This window comes from Planctomicrobium stercoris (assembly GCF_051465655.1).
Lineage (GTDB): Bacteria > Planctomycetota > Planctomycetia > Planctomycetales > Planctomycetaceae > Planctomicrobium.
In genome coordinates, this window is sequence record NZ_CP195791.1 from 3631711 (window position 1) to 3650490 (window position 18780).

The 18780-nt window shown below is 56.0% G+C and carries 13 protein-coding genes and 1 tRNA gene; all 14 read left to right on the forward strand.

What is annotated here, in order from left to right; genetic code table 11:
* Window positions 1-8: 8 nt before the first annotated feature.
* The 14 genes from SH661x_RS14790 to SH661x_RS14855 all read left to right on the forward strand — a co-directional run bounded on the left by SH661x_RS14790 (window position 9) and on the right by SH661x_RS14855 (window position 18748).
* On the forward strand, window positions 9-902 hold the full coding sequence (locus SH661x_RS14790) for an amidohydrolase family protein (RefSeq protein ID WP_437222823.1): 894 nt from the start codon (window positions 9-11) through the stop codon (window positions 900-902).
* A gap of 136 nt (window positions 903-1038) precedes the next feature.
* Window positions 1039-1995: a dihydrodipicolinate synthase family protein gene (locus SH661x_RS14795; protein ID WP_437222825.1), complete on the forward strand. Its 957-nt coding sequence runs from the start codon at window positions 1039-1041 to the stop codon at window positions 1993-1995.
* 166 nt (window positions 1996-2161) lie between these two features.
* Complete coding sequence (locus SH661x_RS14800; protein ID WP_437222828.1) at window positions 2162-3115, forward strand: LysR family transcriptional regulator; 954 nt, start codon at window positions 2162-2164, stop codon at window positions 3113-3115.
* Window positions 3116-3357: 242 nt separating this feature from the next.
* Window positions 3358-6813, forward strand: coding sequence for a DUF1553 domain-containing protein (locus SH661x_RS14805; protein WP_437222831.1), 3456 nt, complete (start codon window positions 3358-3360; stop codon window positions 6811-6813).
* Between the two features lie 11 nt (window positions 6814-6824).
* Window positions 6825-8312 carry a DUF1501 domain-containing protein gene (locus tag SH661x_RS14810; RefSeq protein ID WP_437222833.1) on the forward strand — a complete coding sequence of 496 codons (1488 nt, stop codon included), beginning with the start codon at window positions 6825-6827 and terminating at the stop codon, window positions 8310-8312.
* Between the two features lie 110 nt (window positions 8313-8422).
* Entirely contained in the window at window positions 8423-9421 is a 999-nt protein-coding gene (locus SH661x_RS14815) for a DUF1559 family PulG-like putative transporter (protein WP_437222836.1), read from the forward strand.
* 57 nt (window positions 9422-9478) lie between these two features.
* Window positions 9479-9937, forward strand: a complete 459-nt coding sequence (locus SH661x_RS14820) for a hypothetical protein (protein WP_437222839.1) — start codon at window positions 9479-9481, stop codon at window positions 9935-9937.
* Between the two features lie 258 nt (window positions 9938-10195).
* Window positions 10196-11293, forward strand: a complete 1098-nt coding sequence (locus SH661x_RS14825) for a hypothetical protein (protein WP_437222840.1) — start codon at window positions 10196-10198, stop codon at window positions 11291-11293.
* A 939-nt stretch (window positions 11294-12232) separates the two neighbouring features.
* Window positions 12233-12306: transfer RNA gene (locus tag SH661x_RS14830), tRNA-Ile, on the forward strand.
* 778 nt (window positions 12307-13084) lie between these two features.
* Window positions 13085-14254, forward strand: coding sequence for a XylR family transcriptional regulator (locus SH661x_RS14835; protein ID WP_437222843.1), 1170 nt, complete (start codon window positions 13085-13087; stop codon window positions 14252-14254).
* Between the two features lie 404 nt (window positions 14255-14658).
* Entirely contained in the window at window positions 14659-15738 is a 1080-nt protein-coding gene (locus SH661x_RS14840) for a DUF1559 family PulG-like putative transporter (protein WP_437222845.1), read from the forward strand.
* Between the two features lie 217 nt (window positions 15739-15955).
* The gene (locus tag SH661x_RS14845) at window positions 15956-16432 is read left to right on the forward strand and encodes a hypothetical protein (protein WP_437222847.1); all 477 of its coding nucleotides are present in this window, start codon (window positions 15956-15958) and stop codon (window positions 16430-16432) included.
* 16 nt (window positions 16433-16448) lie between these two features.
* A complete protein-coding gene (locus tag SH661x_RS14850; RefSeq protein WP_437222850.1) occupies window positions 16449-17921 on the forward strand; it encodes a sulfatase family protein in 1473 nt (490 codons plus the stop codon).
* Between the two features lie 197 nt (window positions 17922-18118).
* Window positions 18119-18748 (forward strand): DJ-1/PfpI family protein, encoded by a 630-nt coding sequence (locus SH661x_RS14855; protein WP_437222853.1) that lies wholly within the window; start codon window positions 18119-18121, stop codon window positions 18746-18748.
* Window positions 18749-18780 lie beyond the last annotated feature (32 nt).

Genomic DNA, 18780 nt, shown 5'->3' on the forward strand with positions numbered 1-18780 from the left:
CTGCTCCCATGCTTGTCGACACGCATACAAATCTGTTCTGGTATCCCGATCATCTCTCGGACGAGTTCGTCGATGAATCCTGGGCGGCGAAGAAGGCAAAGCTTCGCCTCTCACCGGATGTTCATTGTGACGTGAATGAAGCTGGCTACCGTAATAATTTTGATTCACGCCCGCAGCAGCTGCTGGAAGCGACCAGAAACTGCGACAAGGTGATCGTGTTCGCCATTCAGGCTCCGTTCATCGGCATTCGGGGCTCTCAGGAATCGGTGGCCGATTTCGTACGGCAACATGCCGACCGATATGTCGGCTGGTGTTCTGTCGATCCCAATGACCCCGCCTGCGTCGAGCAGTTGACGTACTACGTTCAGGATCTGGGGCTGCGGGGACTGAAGCTGGGACCGATCTATCAGAACTTTGACCCATCCGACCCTAAGCATCTTCCGCTCTTCAAGAAGGCGGAAGCACTGGGGATTCCCATCATCTGGCATCAGGGGACTTCGTTCGTTCGCAAAGGCCCGTTGAAATATTCCAACCCCGTGTTGCTGGAAGACATCGCGATTGCCTGTCCGGAACTCAGAATGATCATCGCGCACATGGGGCACCCCTGGGAGACAGAATGCTGTGTCCTGATTCGAAAGCATCCCCACCTGTACGCAAACACCAGCGCGCTGCATTATCGACCGTTAAGACACTATCAGGCGTTCATGACTGCACTGGAATACGGAGTCGAGCACAAGCTGATCTTCGGTTCGGACTTCCCCTCAGCGACTCCCGAACAGGCAATCGCGGGTTTGTGGAAAGTGAATGACATCGTCGAAGGCACCCGCTTTCCTCGCTTTCCGCAGGAAGCCCTGCATCGCATTATTCACGACAACTGGAAGCAGGCGATCAGCTTCCAATAGATTTCGCATTGGCGATCACGTGACAACAGACTTCAGTGATTCAGCACGGGTCTCATCCACGGGGAAGCGATAGGACAAATCGACTCCCGCACACATCTGCCTGACACATTGCCGACAGTCTCCCGAGGAAAATTGAATGACGGTTTCCAAACTGGACCTTTCCCGATTGAACACGGTTCAACTGGTCCCTCCGACTCCATTCACAGCGGACACGAAATCGATTCGGCCTGAAGTTCTGGGCGAATTTGTGCGTTCGGCTGTGGAAGCAGGAATTCGAGTCTTTCTTCCCGCAGCGGGCACCGGCGAATTTCACTCGTTGAGCATTCAGGAGGTGATTAAATGTGTGCGCGTGACCAGATCGGCCGCAGGGAGCGATTGCACGGTTCTCGCACCGACAGGCCTGGGAATCGATCACGCCATCGAGATTGGGGTCCGGGCAGCGGATGCTGGAGCGGATGGTCTGCTGGTCATGCCACCGATTCACCCATACCTGTCGGATGACGGATGCCGGGATTATCTTCAGACGATCGCCCGTGAAGTCCCCCTGCCGCTGCTGGCTTACAAGAAAGGTCCTGTTCCCAGCGACACTTTGTTAGGCGAACTTGGAGCATCGGGACATCTCGTGGGCGTGAAGTACGCCGTCAATGACCTGGATGCCTTTCGAAGATTTTCCAGCACGCACGGGGCCAGAATGAGTCTCTCCTGTGGAACAGCGGAGCGCTACGCACCGTTTTTCATGCTGGCTGGAGCGGGAGGATACACCAGCGGAGCGGGATGCCTGTGTCCGCGTCTGACACTGGCGATGTTCCGCGCCCTGTCATCGTCAGACTATTCCGAAGCCTGGCGCATCCTGCAGATCATCCGGCCCATCGAGGACTATCGGGCCAGGGAGAATGATGCTTTTAACATCGGCGTTGTGAAATATGGACTGGAGGTTCTCGGGTTCCCCTTCGGCCCTCCGCGAGCTCCACAACGGCGGTTGACCCCGGAAGATTGTGCCGAGATACGTACGCTTCTGGAACCAATCCTCCTGGCTGAGGCTGATCTGAAAAGTCAGGCCGGATTAAAATTGCAGAAAACCTCGGACCGTTAAAGAAGTTTTGGAGAGATCGATCGTATGACATGGTCGATCAAAGTGATATCCAGACACTAAATTTCCGAGTGACCTGCAGATATCAACGATTGCCAATCTAGCCCGGAGTGAGCGTCCTCCACTGAGGGTTCCGAAACAAGTCGGTGCTCTAAATAACGGCGAGTCGATGAAAGATGGACTTCGGTACAAAGACCTTCAGCTGGCAACCCTACGCAGCTTTTGCGAGGTTGCTGTCTCAGGAAACTTCACGGAAGCAGGCAAGCAACTGCATCTTTCGACATCGACAGTGTGGCAGCAGGTCCGTGCGCTGGAGCGGAAACTTAAGGTCCGGCTCGTCCGAAAGCAGGGAAGGACAGTTGTTCTGACCGCTGAGGGGAAGCTGCTCCTGGAGTTGGCCCAGGAGCACGTGACCGGTCTGGATTCGCTGGTCCGACTTTTCGAAACGGGGGCATACGATCTCCCGCAACATCTGATCATCGCGTCTTCACCGTACTTCATGTCCTACCATTTGCCGCAGCCCACGTGCCAGTTCATTGCAGCAAATCAAACGATCCAAGTGAACTTCAGCATTCTGGACACACCGGCGGAAATTCTCAGGTCGGTCGCCCGTGGCGAGGCGGATCTGGGGCTGACCGTGAAGGACCCTGAGGAGCAATTCGCCCCGACCTTGGAGTTTGAGGAGGTCTTTTCCATCCCGTTGGTCTTGATGACCTCATCCAAGCATCCTCTGGTTCGGAAGAAAACGGTCAAGCCTGAAGACCTCACCAACTATCCACTGATCATGACTCCTCCCAAGGGCTGTGACTCGCGGGCTTTGCAAAAAATTCTGCGACGCCACAGCCTGGCCGACCGGATCCGTCCGGTGATGGAAACCAAGCAGATGGAAATCATTGCCCGTTACGTTGCTCTCGATGTCGGAATTGCGGTCTGTCACATCAGCCTTGATGCCAAGCGACTGTTGCCCGGGATTCACCTTCGCGAGCTGGACCCTCAGCTGCCAAAGCTCTCAGCTGTGATTGTGGTCCGCAAGGGGGCACATCTTCCTTCGTCGGTGGAAGAATTCCGGACCACACTCCGTAAGGCCTGGACAGCAGCAAACGGTGCTCAAGGCACGACTTAACGAGTTTCTTTCTACCCTCGTTCATCGTCGAGTTCTGATGATTTCACTGGAGAAAAACCTGCTTTTTCAAAGCAGAAATAGTGATTGATTCAGGGGTTATGTAAGATCCTCCTGACAACTCGACTCACGGCAGAAGAGCAACCGTCTGCCGCCCCGCATTCAGATTTTGAGTCAGGGACCGCTCAGAGATGCAACATCCGATCTTGAGGAATGTCCAGCTCTTACGTCTCGCCGCAACCACGATGGCCGTGCTGCCATTCCTTCTTGTGACTGCAGCGACAGCTTCTGAGATCGACTATGAAAACGACATTCGAAGCCTGTTGAAACAACGCTGCTGGTCCTGTCACGGTTCACTCAAGCAGGAATCTGAACTTCGGCTCGATACGGTCTCGCTGATGCGCAAAGGGGGCGGCAGCGGACCTGCAATCGAACCAGGCAAGCCCGAACAAAGCCTCTTGATCGAACGCATTTCGTCTTCAGACCCGGCCACCAGAATGCCCCCGGAAGGAGCGATGCTCACCTCGGAACAGATTGCGAAAATCACAGCGTGGATCGCAGAGGGAGCGACCGCCCCGGAAGAGGAAGCTGAGGACGATGCCAGTAAGCACTGGTCGTTTCAAACTCCGGTTCGGCCGCAGCTCCCGGATCTGAAAAATTCTCAAGCCCCGGCAAACCCGATCGATCAGTTCCTGCTGGCAAGCATGGAACAGCATGGCTTAACGCCCCGGCCGCTGGCAGACAAAGCAACACTGCTCCGAAGAGTCTTCCTGGATCTGGTGGGAGTCCCGCCAACACGCGAAGAACTCGCCGATTTCCTGAACGATCCTTCTCCTGACGCCTACCCAGCCCTTGTTGACCGCCTTCTGGAAGACCCGCGGTATGGACAACGCTGGGGGAGGCACTGGCTGGATGTGTGGCGATACAGCGACTGGTACGGACGGCGGCAGGTCCCGGATGTCTGGAACAGCGCTCCTCAGATCTGGCGATGGCGAGACTGGGTTGTCTCGTCGCTGAACAAGGATGTCGGTTATGACGAAATGGTCCGGCTGATGCTGGCCGGGGATGAGATCCTTCCGGAGGATGACGAGAGCGTCGTCGCCACCGGGTATCTGATTCGCAACTGGTACGCCCTCAACCGCAATGACTGGATGCGTCAGAATGTTGAGCACGCGGGAAAGGCGTTTCTGGGCCTGACTTTCAACTGTGCTCACTGCCACGACCATAAGTTCGACCCGATTCTCCACACGGACTATTTCCAGATGCGGGCCTGGTTCGAACCGATCGGGATTCGGCAGGACCGCGTGCCTGATCAGGCGGACCCCGGGCTTTATCAGGAATATGTCTACCTTCAGCAGCGTAAAATCCAGCGGAACGGTCTGGTCCGAATTTTTGATCAACAACCGGAAGCCGCCACATGGTTTTATACCTCAGGCGACGAGCGGAACCGGTTGACCGACCGGGGAAGTATCCCCCCTGGGGTGCCGGCGTTCTTCTCGATCACCCCCCCCAAAGTCGAGCCCATTTCCTTTTCGCCCCCAGCATTTTACCCAGGCCTTCGGCCTGAGATTCAGCAAACGATCCGCGCTGATCTGGAACGGGAACTGAGCGAAGCCGAGGACGAGAAAAAGAATGCACTGCAGCAGTTGCAGGAGTCTGCATCGGACCATCAGTCACAGATTGCTGCGGCACGAAGCACTCTGGATGCAGCCATCTTGACCGCCAGCAAGCTGCAACCGATTGGTGCACTCGACGGGAAGCAGTCGTTGGTCCTGAATGCGTCGTCGGGAAGACGAACATTAATGAACTCCCTGAAGTCGCTGGCCAGTTTTCCCGACGGGCTGACCATCGAATTTCGAGTGCGGATCATCCAGGACACCCATGCCAATTTCCAGCTCGCCCAGGATCTTGGCGGCGCGTTGACTTCAGCGTTCGTCGGCTTTGAACAGGGGAACATCCTGTCCTATTCCCCAGGGTCGACATCAACGATCCAGGTGGGACGCTATGACATGAGCAAAGGGCAGGATCAGTTCCGCGTGGTCATGAAACTCGATCCGGCAGCCGATGACTGCGAATTAAGCGTCCATTCCGAACGGGACGGGATTCAGCTCGTGAACGCTGCCAAAATCGCACTCAATGGGTGGAATCCCGTTGAGCACCCCAAAATGGGGATTCTGCTCGATGCTCGTGCCGGAAGTGCGGTGGTCTTCGATGCGATCAGGGTTCTTCCTCCGCCTGATGCAGAAGCGTCTGGTCCGTTGGTTGCATTCGAGTTCGAACCGCCAACCTATGCTGAAGGCAAGGATGTCGCGACGTTGGAAGGCTGGTCGGAATCCGACCTCTCCTTTGCTCCGGGGACGTCGCAAGTGAAGGAAATCATTTCTCCGGATTTTGAGGTGCAGAAAGCAGAACTGGCACTGAGGAATCTGGAGCTTCTGGAGGAGGCCCGGCAACAGCGGATCGCAGCCGCTGAGATGAAAATTGAAGCGAAGTCTTTGCAATTGAAATCGTTGGACGCCCGGATCGCTGCCGATCGTGCAAAGTATGCTGATCCACCCCTTCCGTATTTTCCGGAGCTGGCACGCGAGGCAAGTCGGATGGAACGGCAGGTGGCACTCCTGACAGCCCAGTCGGATCTGCTGAAGTCCGAGGTGGCCCAGAAACTCGCCATCGCGAAGCCGGAGGACGACACAGATCGCAAGAAAGAACTCGATACTGCAAATGGTCAGGTCAAGGCGGCTCAGGCGGCCATCGACAAAGCAACTTTGGACTTATCGAATGAGGCCCTCAATGAAACCTATTCCGCGCTGACCCCGGTCTATCCGGCGACAAGCACCGGGCGGCGGCGTGCGTTCGCTGAATGGCTGACCCAGCCCGACCATCCTCTGACTCCCCGTGTCGCAGTCAATCATATCTGGGCCCGTCACTTTCGAAGTCCCCTGGTCGCCTCCGTGTTCGACTTCGGACGGAATGGAGCTGTCCCGACCCATCCGGAACTTCTCGACTGGCTGGCAGTCGAGTTTGTGGAGTCGGGCTGGAGTATGAAACACCTGCACCGCCTCATGGTCACCAGCGACGCCTATCGCCGGGTCACGTCAGCGGGGCAAGACGCCAAGGCGAACATCGAACTGGATCCGGACAACCGTTATCTCTGGCGGATGAATTCGGCCAGAATGGAAGCAGAGGTCGTACGTGACAGCATCCTGGCTTGTGCGGGAAAACTTGACCTGACGCTTGGAGGGCAGGAACTCGAGAACTCGGAAGCTCTCACAACGTTCCGCCGCAGTCTGTACTACACGTCTCATCCTGAAGGTGACATTGGGATGAGTCCGTTAGGAATTCTCTTTGACGCACCGAATGCCACCGATTGTTATCGCCGAACTGAAACGGTGATCCCCCAGCAGGCCCTCGCTCTGACGAACAGCGATTTTGTCCACTCGATGAGTGTGGAAATCGTCAAGCAACTTCCTCCACTCCGCAGTGAGAGCGGTGGACTTCAGCTGGATAAATACATTCAGGCCAGCTTTGAACACATTCTGAATCGACAGCCAACGGATGCAGAACGTCAGGTCTGTCGTGACGCCATCGCTCAACAGCGCAAGGTGCTCAAATCAGAAAACGTTCCGGACCCTGACCGCCGTGCCTGTGAAGCGCTGATTCGATCGCTCCTGAATCACAACGACTTCATCACAGTCCGCTGAAAGAGAAGCCAATGCGACAACGATCCGAACAAGAGGCTGGTTGCAAGTGCCACTCCGGCAATCGCCGTGCATTCCTCTCCGACATGGGGCTGGGACTCACCGGGATGGTGCTGGGATCCATGCTCGCTACCGACGGACATGCCAAGGAAGCGGAACCACAGTTGCTCGGGCAGCATCTGCCGCCTAAAGCAAAGTCGGTCATCTGGATCTTCCTCTCCGGCGGCTACAGCCATGTCGAAACCTTCGATCCAAAACCGGCGCTCAATCAATTCGCTGGGAAAACATTTGACGAAACGACGTTCGAAAACCCTGTGAAGTCGCCGCTCCACGCAAAGCGATTTCGTTCTGTGACTGCGGAAGAAGTTTCTGTCCGCGAAGTCTACCCGTCCATTTATCCCATGCAGGTGGGGTGGAAGAAGCACGGCGAAAGCGGCATTGAAGTGACCGACTGGTGGCCGAACCTGTCCCGGCACGTCGATGACATCTGCTTCATCCGGAACATGTGGACGACCGACAACGACCACGCTGCGGAGAACCAGATCCACACCGGTCGCCATCGCCTCGACGAGCAGCAACCCTCGATCGGTGCCTGGGCACACTACGGTCTGGGGACGCTGAATGAAAACCTTCCCAAGTTTGCCGTACTGGGGCTGCCCACTGCCTCCGTGACCCGCCAGTCGATCGACGGATATTATCTGGGCCCGCAGCACGCGGGAGTTCCCCTTCAGCTCGATCCGAAAAATCCGCTTCCGTTTGGCACCCGTCAGACTTCGCAAAGTCTGGAGCAGCAGCGACTCGAATATGAATTGATCCACAAGCTCAATGGTCTGGCCGCTGTGGAGTATCCGGAAGACCAGCAGCTGCAGGCCCGCATTAAAAGCTATGAACTGGCGTTTCGGATGCAGTCGGCGGTGCCTGAGGCAGTCGATCTTGCCCAGGAAACGCAGGAGACCAGGGCACTTTACGGGTTAGATCAGCCCGCGACCAAACTGGTTGGAGAACGCTTCCTCGCGGCCCGGAGGCTGGTGGAACGGGGAGTGCGGTTCGTGCAGGTCACCACGAACTCTTACGGTGCCTGGGATGCCCATTCGAATCTCAAGAAGAATCATACAGATCTCTGCGCCACAGTTGACTTGCCGACCGCCGGTCTGATTCAGGATCTCAAACAGCGGGGACTGCTGGAAGACACGGTTGTGGTTTTCTGCACCGAGTTCGGCAGAACCCCCGGACAGGAAGCTCGAGGAGGGACGACAGAGGGACGGGACCATCACCCGAACGGCTTTACGATCTGGATGGCGGGAGCCGGACTCAAGAAGGGGTATGTCCACGGGGAGACGGACGAACTGGGCTATCACGCACTAGGAGAGGGGCATTATGTGACGGACCTGCACGCGACTGTGCTTCACTTACTGGGGCTGGATTCACGAAAACTGATTTATCCCGGCCGAACCCGGCTGGAAATCGACTATGGCGAAGTCATTCATGATGTCCTCGCCTGAGTTTCAAAGTGCTCACATTTCATTATCGCGCTCGCTTAAGTACTGGGCTGACCCGTTCGGGCAGACCTTGCATTGTCTTCGTTTGTTCTCTTCTGAAAAGGGCAATCTGAATGTCTCAATCTCATGCACTTGGTCGACGGTCTTTTCATCTCCATCGTCACGGCGGCTTTACGTTAATCGAGCTGCTCGTTGTCATCGCGATTATTGCTGTCCTGATCGCGCTCCTCCTGCCCGCCGTCCAGCAGGCCCGCGAAGCGGCCCGTCGCAGCACGTGCCGGAACAACCTGAAGCAACTTGGACTGGCGCTGCATAATTACCACGATAGCCACGGGCTTTTCCCTCCCAGTTGTATCGTGGTGAACGCGGGAACCACGTGTGAAGATTATGGGGGGCCAGCGGTGAGCGGCCTGACTCTCCTCCTCCCCTATCTTGACCAGGGAGCATTGTATAACAACTACGATTTCAATGCGGGGCAGAATGGGAAGAGCAACAGCGGTGTCCAGGGACGCATCGCGAACCAGGACGTTGCGAACGCCAATATTCCGGGCCTGCTGTGCCCCTCGGATCCGAACAGGCTTGTGCAGGTCACCGGAGCCTGCGTGCGTTATCCATTCCCTCAAGCAGAAAATAGTGGCGGGACGAATTACGTCTTCTGCGCCGGATGGGGAACGGCTAGCTGGGCTCCCGTTGACGCGAAAACGATGGCGAGTGTCGTCGGCATCTTCGCACAGAACGGCAAGCGGAGTTTGCGCGACGTCACCGACGGTGCATCAAACACCTTCGCGATGGGGGAAGTGCTCTGGGTCGATCACAACGGGAACGTTGCGAGCAACAACGGTCTTGGTGGAAAGCCCTCCTGGTCTGTGGGAATTGGAACGCAGATCAGCTTCACCACCGATGGCGGTATCAACGCGAACTTTCCCAAAAAGGGCCCGAACACTACGGACGGCGCTGGCGTTCGGGCTGCTGCTCTTCAAAGCGAACATGTTGGCGGTGGGACTCTGCTGATGGGAGATGGAAGTGTTCGCTTCGTTTCAGAAAATACCAATCAGGACACGATGAACGCGCTGGCAACTCGAGCGAACAACGAAGTTGTCGGTGAATTCTGAAGTCTTTCTGTGCCGGTCAAGACCTTCGATGAACTTTCCTCTTATTGAAGATTGAACATGCCTGCAGTTCTTTTTCGGACGTTGCCTTTGTGTCCAATCCATAGTCGATCGATCGTTCCCCTGTTGCTCGCATTGACGTTCGGAGTCGGGCTGCCCGGATGTGGTTCAGGCCGAGGGGATGCTCCGCCGAAGTCTGTGACTCGAGGTAAAGTCACGTACCAGGGGAAGCCGGTTGAGAAAGGAATGATCCGATTCATTCCCGTCGCAGGCCCTCCTGTCCAGACGGAAATCATCAACGGAGAATATCACGTCACTTATAAGGGAGGAGTCGCCCTCGGAACAGCCAGCGTTGAGATCGATGGTTATCGGGAAACCGGTCGAATGATTCAAGTGGGGGCTGACAAGTCAGTTCCCGATCTTGAACAGTTCCTGCCTGAAAAATTCAACAGAACCAGTTCGCTGTCCGTCGTCATTACCGACGCGAAGCTGAACACACATGATTTTTTACTCGAATGACGTTCAATCCGATTGTGTCATCAGCGATCTCTGACTTGCAAACTCCCCAGTGCGGGAACAGTCAGGTTGCACTGTGATGTGGACCGATCCGGCGAAGGCCTGCGTTTGCAGGCCTTCTAACCATGACGAGCGCCGTCCGCAAGGTTGAGTCCCACTCTGCATGGCGCGTTCAACACCCCCCTGATCTGACCGGCATTCAATCTCTCTGAGGACATCGGCGATCAGTGATACCGAACGGAAGAGGAAACCGATTTACGTATGAACGTTCACTCTCCAGCACCTTCAACCAGGATGCAGAACAAACCGTGGTATTGGGTGGTGACATTCATCGCCAGCATGACCCTGATCAATCTGCATGAGACGCTTCGCGCTGAGACTCCCGAATATGAATGGGAGAAGATCACGTTAAACGCTCCGTTCGCTCCCCGCGATGGGGCGGGAATTCTCAGCCTGAACGGGAAGATGTTTCTCCTCGGTGGCTGGAATCCACTTCAGAAAGACCGGGAAACCTTTCCGAGGATCTGCAATAACGAAGTCTGGTCCTCCAGCGACGGAAGAAGCTGGGATCTGGTCAAACCCAATACATTGACTGCCTCGCCGTTCGACCCGACATCCGACTGGGAAGGCCGACACACCGCCGGGTACGCTGTCTTTCGCGACCGCATGTGGATCATTGGCGGTGACTGCAACCAGGGACATTACCAGAACGACGTCTGGAACTCTGTGGACGGGAAGCAATGGGCTCAGGTGAATGCGGGAAAGGATGTCCCCTGGGGACCCAGGGCGCTGCACCACACCGTCGTGCACGACGACCGGCTCTGGGTGATGGGCGGGCAGACGATGCCGGCATTTGCACCTGCTGAAGAGAAGTTCTACAGCGACATCTGGACATCAACCGACGGCGTCAACTGGAAAGAAGTCCGTCCTGAAGGTCCGCATTGGTCCGCTCGAGGAATGATCGGCGGCAGTGCGGTCATGAACGGGCGCATCTGGATTCTCGGCGGGGGAACGTACGAGACCCCGACGACCCCCGAGCGAAAGTTCTACAACGATGTCTGGAGTTCATCGGATGGCGTTCACTGGAAAGAGCACACATCAAAGGCGCCTTGGAAGCCTCGGCAGTATCATGACGTCGCTGTCTGGGATGAACGGCTGTGGGTGATGGAGGGCTACTCCACCCCGGAAGGGAATCGCAACGACGTCTGGCATTCAAGCGACGGAGTCAACTGGACGGAGATTCCGAACACTCCCTGGAAGCCTCGTCACGCAGCCAGCCTCGTCCAGCACAATGGATCGTTATGGATGATCGCCGGAAACAACATGGAGCCGGATGTCTGGCGCCTGAACCGCAAGTGATTCACGTCATTGGGAAAAGTGAAGGCGCTTCGTTCTCGATGAATGGACGATTGCGAAGTGGATCTGAAGTCTCCAGTTCTGTTCTCCCCGCCTCTTTTCACCGAAGAGAATCGGAGCATTCTCTCCCCTGGGATCGACCGATACTCCGTTAGCCCCTGTCTCAGGGGAGTGTGGCGACGATTCGTTGAGATTTGTCGTTCGAAAGCTGTGTTGATCGCCGCCGGAACACCACACTGTCGTGAGATTCGCTCCAGGGTCTGCCAGAGTTGCAACTGAGTGCAGATGCAGCAAAGGGATCAGTTGTTCGAAGAAAAGCGGTGGCACTTCGCGAACGCAGGTGAACCACGCTCCGTCGGGGATCCCCTGCTATGAGCAGTGAAACATCGTCCACGTCGCTGATGGTGATCTCGCGAATGTTCGACTCAGTCGCACAGATGCAGCTTTGAAGGCGAACTCGGATGTTGCCTCATCAGATGATACAGCTTCGCCTCCAAGGATCCGGTGATTCATCCATGCCCTCGGCCATCTTGCCGAGGGAAACAGCTCGCAGTTCTGGAGGGATCGCCCAATCGTTCCGAATCCCCCTCCGAAGCAATCGAAGATCCGCTCGCCAGTTCGGCTCAAATGCCTCCGCTGTGCCAATACCGCCAAAGTAGAACGACTGTTTGTTGCCCTTCTTGACCCAGCGGCCAGGGGGGGATGCGGAGTCGACGGGAAGACTTCGCATGGGTTCCTGCACTTCGGTTTGCGGGAACAAGCGGAGCGTGTAGACTTGGGCGCAGCTGCACCTTGGGTCAGAGCTTGGTGCTGCCCAGACGCCCGGATGTTGCAAGCATCGCGGGTGTCCTTTTTTGACAACAGAAGGTGTCGCTCAGGAGTATCTCCCCCCGCGATGAACCCGAAAGACAACTACGCAACCAGTTACTGAAAAACACCTTAGGGGCCGTAGCTCAATCGGTTAGAGCAGCGGACTCATAATCCGTTGGTTCTGGGTTCAAGTCCCAGCGGCCCCATTTTGTATTTGACCGAATGATTCGCGAGATGAACGCATGATTGAGCAGTTCGTTCCGAATCCAGTGTCAATCCGTCCTTTTGATCTTGGCTGAAATGGTGCGTTCGGCACTCTGAGCGGGACGGTGATTTGTTAGAAATCGGGGACCGAGGGTTCCCCGTACTTTGTCGGGATTGCCCCCGCGCTGCACACCAGGTCGCTGTTACGGAAACTGAAGCGATTCCAGAATCAAGTTGGTCAAAACAGCCGTCGTCCCCGCCCCAGTGAAGTCTCCGAGTCCGTGTCTCAGGGGAGTGCGGCGGAGAATCGGGCGAATCTATCGATCGAAAGCTGTGTTTATCGGCGCTGGGACGCCACACTTCGTGAGCTCCTCTCTAGCGTGAAATCGTGTCCACAGGATCATGCTGCCGACTTTCCAAAAGTCACCGGTCCGCAATTGCCACTTCCCCGGTTCGGATGTCGACATGACGGGTCCAGGGATCGTGGCTTGCTGCAAGGTCCAGAATGCGATGGCAGGGTCCGTAGTGCTGTGAAACGAAATCCGAACGACTCCGTTGATTCGGTGCCGTGGCCGAACAGCTATGCTTTTCGACTCCGATGTTGATCGTCCGGGAATCCGCCGAATCCCAGCTTCAGCATGGGGCTGCGAGCATCGTCAGAGTTTTCAATGGCGAGCCGCTCTTTTTCAAGGCCTTTGTTCGACTGTGGCGCTTACCTACAATCGTCAAGGAGTTTGAAACTAACCGCACTCGAAGTTCTCTGCTCTCGGCGCCCAGGTCATGAAGTCTCCCCCCAAAGACATTCCGCATGTGGCCATCCTGATTGAAACATCCCGGTCGTACAGCCGTGGACTGCTTCTGGGGGTGCGGAAATATTTGGCGCTGCATGGGCCGTGGTCTGTGTTTGTCGAACTGCGCTCGCTGGACTCGGAAGCACCTCGTTGGCTCAGTAACTGGCGAGGAGACGGGATTTTGACGCGGACGGGCACACAGCGAATGGCTGATGTCATTCGCGAGGTGAATGTTCCGACTGTCGAATTAAGGTCGACACGCCTGGACCACAATTTTCCGTTTGTCGGCGCGGACAACGAAATCATCGGCCGCATGATGGCCCGGCATCTGCTCGAGCGTGGATTTCGCCAGTTCGCCATTTACGATCTCGACACCGAGGAATTTTTCGAACAGCGTCGCGAAAGCTTCGTTCGTACGATTTCACAGTCGGGATATTCCGTCAGCATCCTCCGCACCCCGGACCATCGTGAATTGCCGGCGGACTGGGAGTCTCATCAGGAGAATCTCGTGCAGTGGCTCCGACAGCTCCCTAAGCCAGTGGGCATTATGGCCTGCACGGACCAGCTGGGGTTCTGGTTACTGGATGCCTGTCGTCGTGCGGATATCCCGGTTCCTGAAGAAGTCGCTGTCGTGGGCGTGGAGGATGATGAGACGCTATGCGAAGTTTCTGTCCCTCCGATGTCCAGCATGCGATTGAACGGAGAGAAGATCGGATTCGAAGCGGCCGCGCTGCTGGAGCATCTCATGTCGGGAGGGAGCGCTCCTCAGGGACCGATCCTGATTCCTCCAGTCGGCATTACGGTCCGGCAGTCGTCCGACATCCTTGCGATTGAAGATCGCGATCTCGCGGCCGCGGTGCGGATGATCCGCCAGCAGGCATGTCTTGGAGTGACGATCGACGACGTACTGCGAAAGGTTCCGGTCTCGCGAAGTTCATTGGAACGAAAATTCCGTGAGCTGCTTGGAAGGTCTCCTCAGGCTGAGATCATCCGCTTCCGGATCGAACGAGTGAAGCAGCTCCTGCGGGAAACGGACTGGACGTTAGAGCTCATTGCCCCCCGCGCGGGATTTGCTTCTCCACAGGTCTTGTGCCAGCGGTTTCGGAAACATGTCGGCATGACTCCGGGCAACTACCGGGAGCAATCACGGCTGCAGTGAAGCCGGAAGTCTCAGTGAAGGCTTCAAAGACTCACAGCACGATCGAGTGGACGCGGCAATGAAATCGCTTCAACGCAGCTTGAACAGCTCGATTTCGCAGCACTCCAGTCAATTAATCCGACTGAACAAAACTATTCAAAGAATTACCGAATTCATGAATGCTTTATGCGTTCTGGGACTATATGATTCTCCAAGGATCGCGACACGACACCACTTTTCCGTCCTTAAGTATTGCTTCCGAGTGGGTTGTGTCTCGTCATGGAAGCGACATGTCAAATTGACAAAAATCATTCATATTTTTACGCAAAAGTGAAATGCAACAATCACGATAGGCTTGGTAAATATTCTCGTTCAGCAGCGAGCGTGCGCTTACTCATCACATTCTGCAATGTATCGAGAGGACCATGAACAAACCAAAATCTTATACGTCACGTGACACCACTTCCTTCCCCAACGGCTCTCTTCCAGAAGGGCGTTCATCCCGCACGTCCGGGTTCACCTTGATTGAACTGCTCGTCGTCATCGCAATCATTGCAGTCTTAATCGCACTGCTGTTGCCGGCTGTTCAGCAGGCGCGGGAAGCGGCACGCAGGACGCAATGTAAAAACAATCTCAAGCAGATCGGACTGGGTCTGCAAAATCATGCGGACAACTATCGACGATTTCCCGCAGGCAGCCTGATCAACGGAACAACGCCTGTCAGCTCGACATACCTGGATGAAAAGCTCGCCATCATGAACTGGGGTGTTTCAATTCTTCCCTTCATTGACCAGGCCGCTTTGTGGTCCAAATACGACCCGACGGTATCCCCCAGTGATACTGGCACGAATGCTGAGAAAAATCTGGAGGTCGTGCAAACATTCCTGTCTGTCATGATGTGCCCATCGGATGTCAACAACCGCACCATGGACACTCCAGTTCGAGTGACCAAAAAAATGGCGCACGGCTCATACAAAGGGGTCTCCGGGACGCGGATTAGTAATACCTGGTTCTGGGATTATCCGGATCCGGCCAGCAGTCTGCCGAAGCTTGCAATCAACATGCAAACGCGAGGCCCGTTGCCGGTGGCCGGCGGTCACACGACGGGAGCGCTTCAGTCTGGATCAACAAGGCTGGAGTCCGTCCGATTCCAGGACATCACAGATGGGTTATCGAACACGGTCCTGGTGGGAGAGTACTTCACACCAGGCAACCGTCAGTTCGCGGCTTATTGGGGATCTGCGGAAAACTTCGCAACGCTGAGCTCGACGCAACTGGAGTCTTATACCCGCCTGGGGGACTACGACGCATGCAATGCTCCCTTCGGAGGGGCAAACCCACAGCTTTCGCAGTGTCGGAGAGCTTTCGGCTCCGCTCATAGCGGAAACGGCATCAACTTTTTGTTGTGTGACGGGAGTGTCCGATCGATCAGTTCCTTTGTCGATGGAACGCTGTTCGTCGGTCTGGGCACAATCAGTGGGAATGAAGTCCTCGGGGAATTTTGACAGGAATCAGGGTGCGTAGCGACCGCATCCCGGAGTTCTCAAGCTCTCTTGTCAATTCCGAGATCTGCGTCTGAACGCATTCTGCGATCAGTGAAAAACGTTCACGGAGAGAAGTCTCAGGGACAGGCGCCCCGCAACGTTTTCAGGGACACCAGTTATTCATTTGGGTCACCCTTCAGAAGAGAGCCCTTACTTCGGATCAAGAAGGCTCCATGCAATGTGGTCAAAGTTACGTACAAGTGGGCGATTGATGGGGGCGGTGGTACTGCTCTTTTCAGGATTCAGCTGCCAGCCCCAATTTCGAACCGCTACTGTGTCAGGACGGGTGACACTGAACGGAACCCCGCTCCCGAAAGCCACCATCGGCTTTGAACCGGTCGCGCCGTCCGGCACGATCATGTCAGGACCGGGATCTTATGGCGTTACTGACGAGAACGGCCAATATCAGCTCACGTCTCTGGATCGCAACAAGCGGGGGGCGTTGGTCGGCAAGCATCGAGTCTGGATTCGCACTCTCCTGGAAACAGAAGATCCAGACGGAAAAAAACGCAAACTGGAGCGGCCCGAGCTCCTGCCGGAGCGATTTCACGATGCGACGGAATTGACCTTCGAGGTCCCCCGGGCTGGAACAACTCAGGCCAACTTTGACCTCGTACTCACCGGGACCGAAAACAGTCGCGGTTCAAAAAAATAGAAAGAGAAGGTCCAAGATGCGACTTCTGCTCCCGAAGCCCTGGATGTTCCTGGGACTGGCATGCAGTTTCTTTTTCGGAGCCGAGCTTCAGGCTGCCGAGGTTCCCCGGAATGTCGTTGTCATCCTCGCTGACGACTTTGGTTATGGCAGCGTTGGATTTCAGGGTGCCGAAGGACTGAAAACGCCGCATCTGGATCGGCTTGCCCGGGAAGGGCGTCGCTTCACTCAGGCTTATGCTCCCGGATCGGTCTGCTCGCCCTCTCGATATGGCCTCCTCACGGGGCGGTATTTTTGGCGAACTTCGATCAAAGATGGCGGCGTGCTTGCGGGCAATGCGCCGCTGCATTTCGAGCCGGATCGCCCTAATCTGGGCTCAATCTTTCAGGAACAGGGATATCGGACGGCTGCGATCGGGAAATGGCATCTGGGACTGGGGGGAGGTAAGGAAACCGATTGGAACGTGTCTTTACAGCCCGGGCCGACCAGTCTCGGATTCGACTATTTCTTTGGCATTTCCGCCAATGCACTGATCCATCCGCTGGCGTATATCGAAAACGATGGCCTGCTCAATCGAATTTCAGGGCAACCCGTTTCCGTGGAGAAGACTGAAGGTGGCCAGACAACTCATGGAATCTCTCCTGTGAGGGAGCTTGACGAAGTCATGGATCGATTCACTGAAAAAGCAGTTGAATGGATCGAGGGAAATCGGGACGAACGTTTCTTTCTGTACTTCTCTCCCAATGCAGTTCACGAACCTCTCACTCCCTCTTCCCAATGGGTGGGAACCAGCCCCTATGGCCCCTATGGAGACTTCATCCAGCAACTCGATGGTTCCGTCGGACAAATTCTGGACACGCTGGACCGGCTCAATCTCGCCGATGACACACTCGTGATCTTTACCGGTGACAACGGGGGCATTGTTCATCCCAACAACAAGGGGGCCTCCACGGCCATTCAAGCGGGACTGGCGATCAATGGAGCGTTTCGAGGAGGCAAACACGAAATCTGGGAAGGGGGATTTCGGGAGCCTTTCGTCGTACGCTGGCCAGGAAAGATCCAACCCGGCACCGTCAGCGATGAAATCATCAGCCTGACAGATCTTCTAGCGACGCTGGGGAGTTTAATCGGGGCCGACATCCCGACCGATGCTTCCGAAGACGGGTTCGACGTCAGTCCAGCCTTGCTTGGAACAGGGCCATCTCCCCGGGATTTCGTCGTGTTGCAGGACTCGTATGCAATCTATTCCATTCGCAAAGGACCGTGGAAACTGATTGAACGGGAAAATCCGCCAGCCTTCACCCACCGCAATCCAAATGCGGAGAAACGGCAGAATTCATATTGGCGCAAGCAGCCGAGGCAGGACGAACTTTTCCATCTCATCGACGATCCGGCCGAGACCAAGGACGTTGCGGCAGAACACCCGGAGATCGTCGCGGAACTGCGAGCTGCCCTAGCGAAAATCCGCAACGAGGGAAGAAGTCGGCCTTAGTCCGCGGGGAGAGCAATTTTCGAAGTTGCCCGGTGGAATTGAGGTGAGACGGGTTGTTCAACCCTGCGGTTCGACTCGGGGACCGCGCAATGAATGCGATCTCCCCGGGAAGTCATGAGTTTTGGTCATCTCCCAAAGACAGAGACAACGAATGAAGTCGCTCTAACCTGTTTAAAAAGTCAGCATCGAGTCGTGAAATGAGTCTACGAGTCCTCATCATTGTGGGTGATGCCACTGAAACCGTGGATACCCTCTACCCCTTCTATCGCCTGCAGGAAGAAGGGTTTCAGCCGGTTGTGGCTGCTCCGGAAAAGCGGACTTATCAGATGGTCTTGCACGAGAACCGTCCCGGATGGACGATCACCCGGGAGTGGGAAGGCTATCAGATTCAGGCGGACATCGCGTTTGAGGACGTGGTGCCGGAAGACTATCTGGGAATCTTCTTCAGCGGTGGCCGGGCGCCCGAGTATATCCGGGACCATCCCGATCTGATCCGCATTACCCGCCACTTCTTTGACGAGAACAAGCCGATCGCCAGCGTCTGCCATGGCGTGGAAATCCCCGCCCGCGCCGGGTGCGTGAAAGGACGCCGCATGGCAACCGTGGCGAAGTGCCAGTTCGACCTGGAGGTCTGCGGGGGCATCTATGTGAACGAGCCCTGCGTGATCGATGGCAATCTCGTTTCCGGACGGACGTTTCATGACAACGGGGTTTATGTCGGCCCCTGGATCAAGATGCTTGTCGCGGCCCGCCGGAAGGCGCATGGCAGTAACGGAAACGGGAACGGTGCCGAACACTATCGGTTCGCAACGGCACCGCGGGACTGAATCGCAATAACACCGGGGCGATGCACATGCTT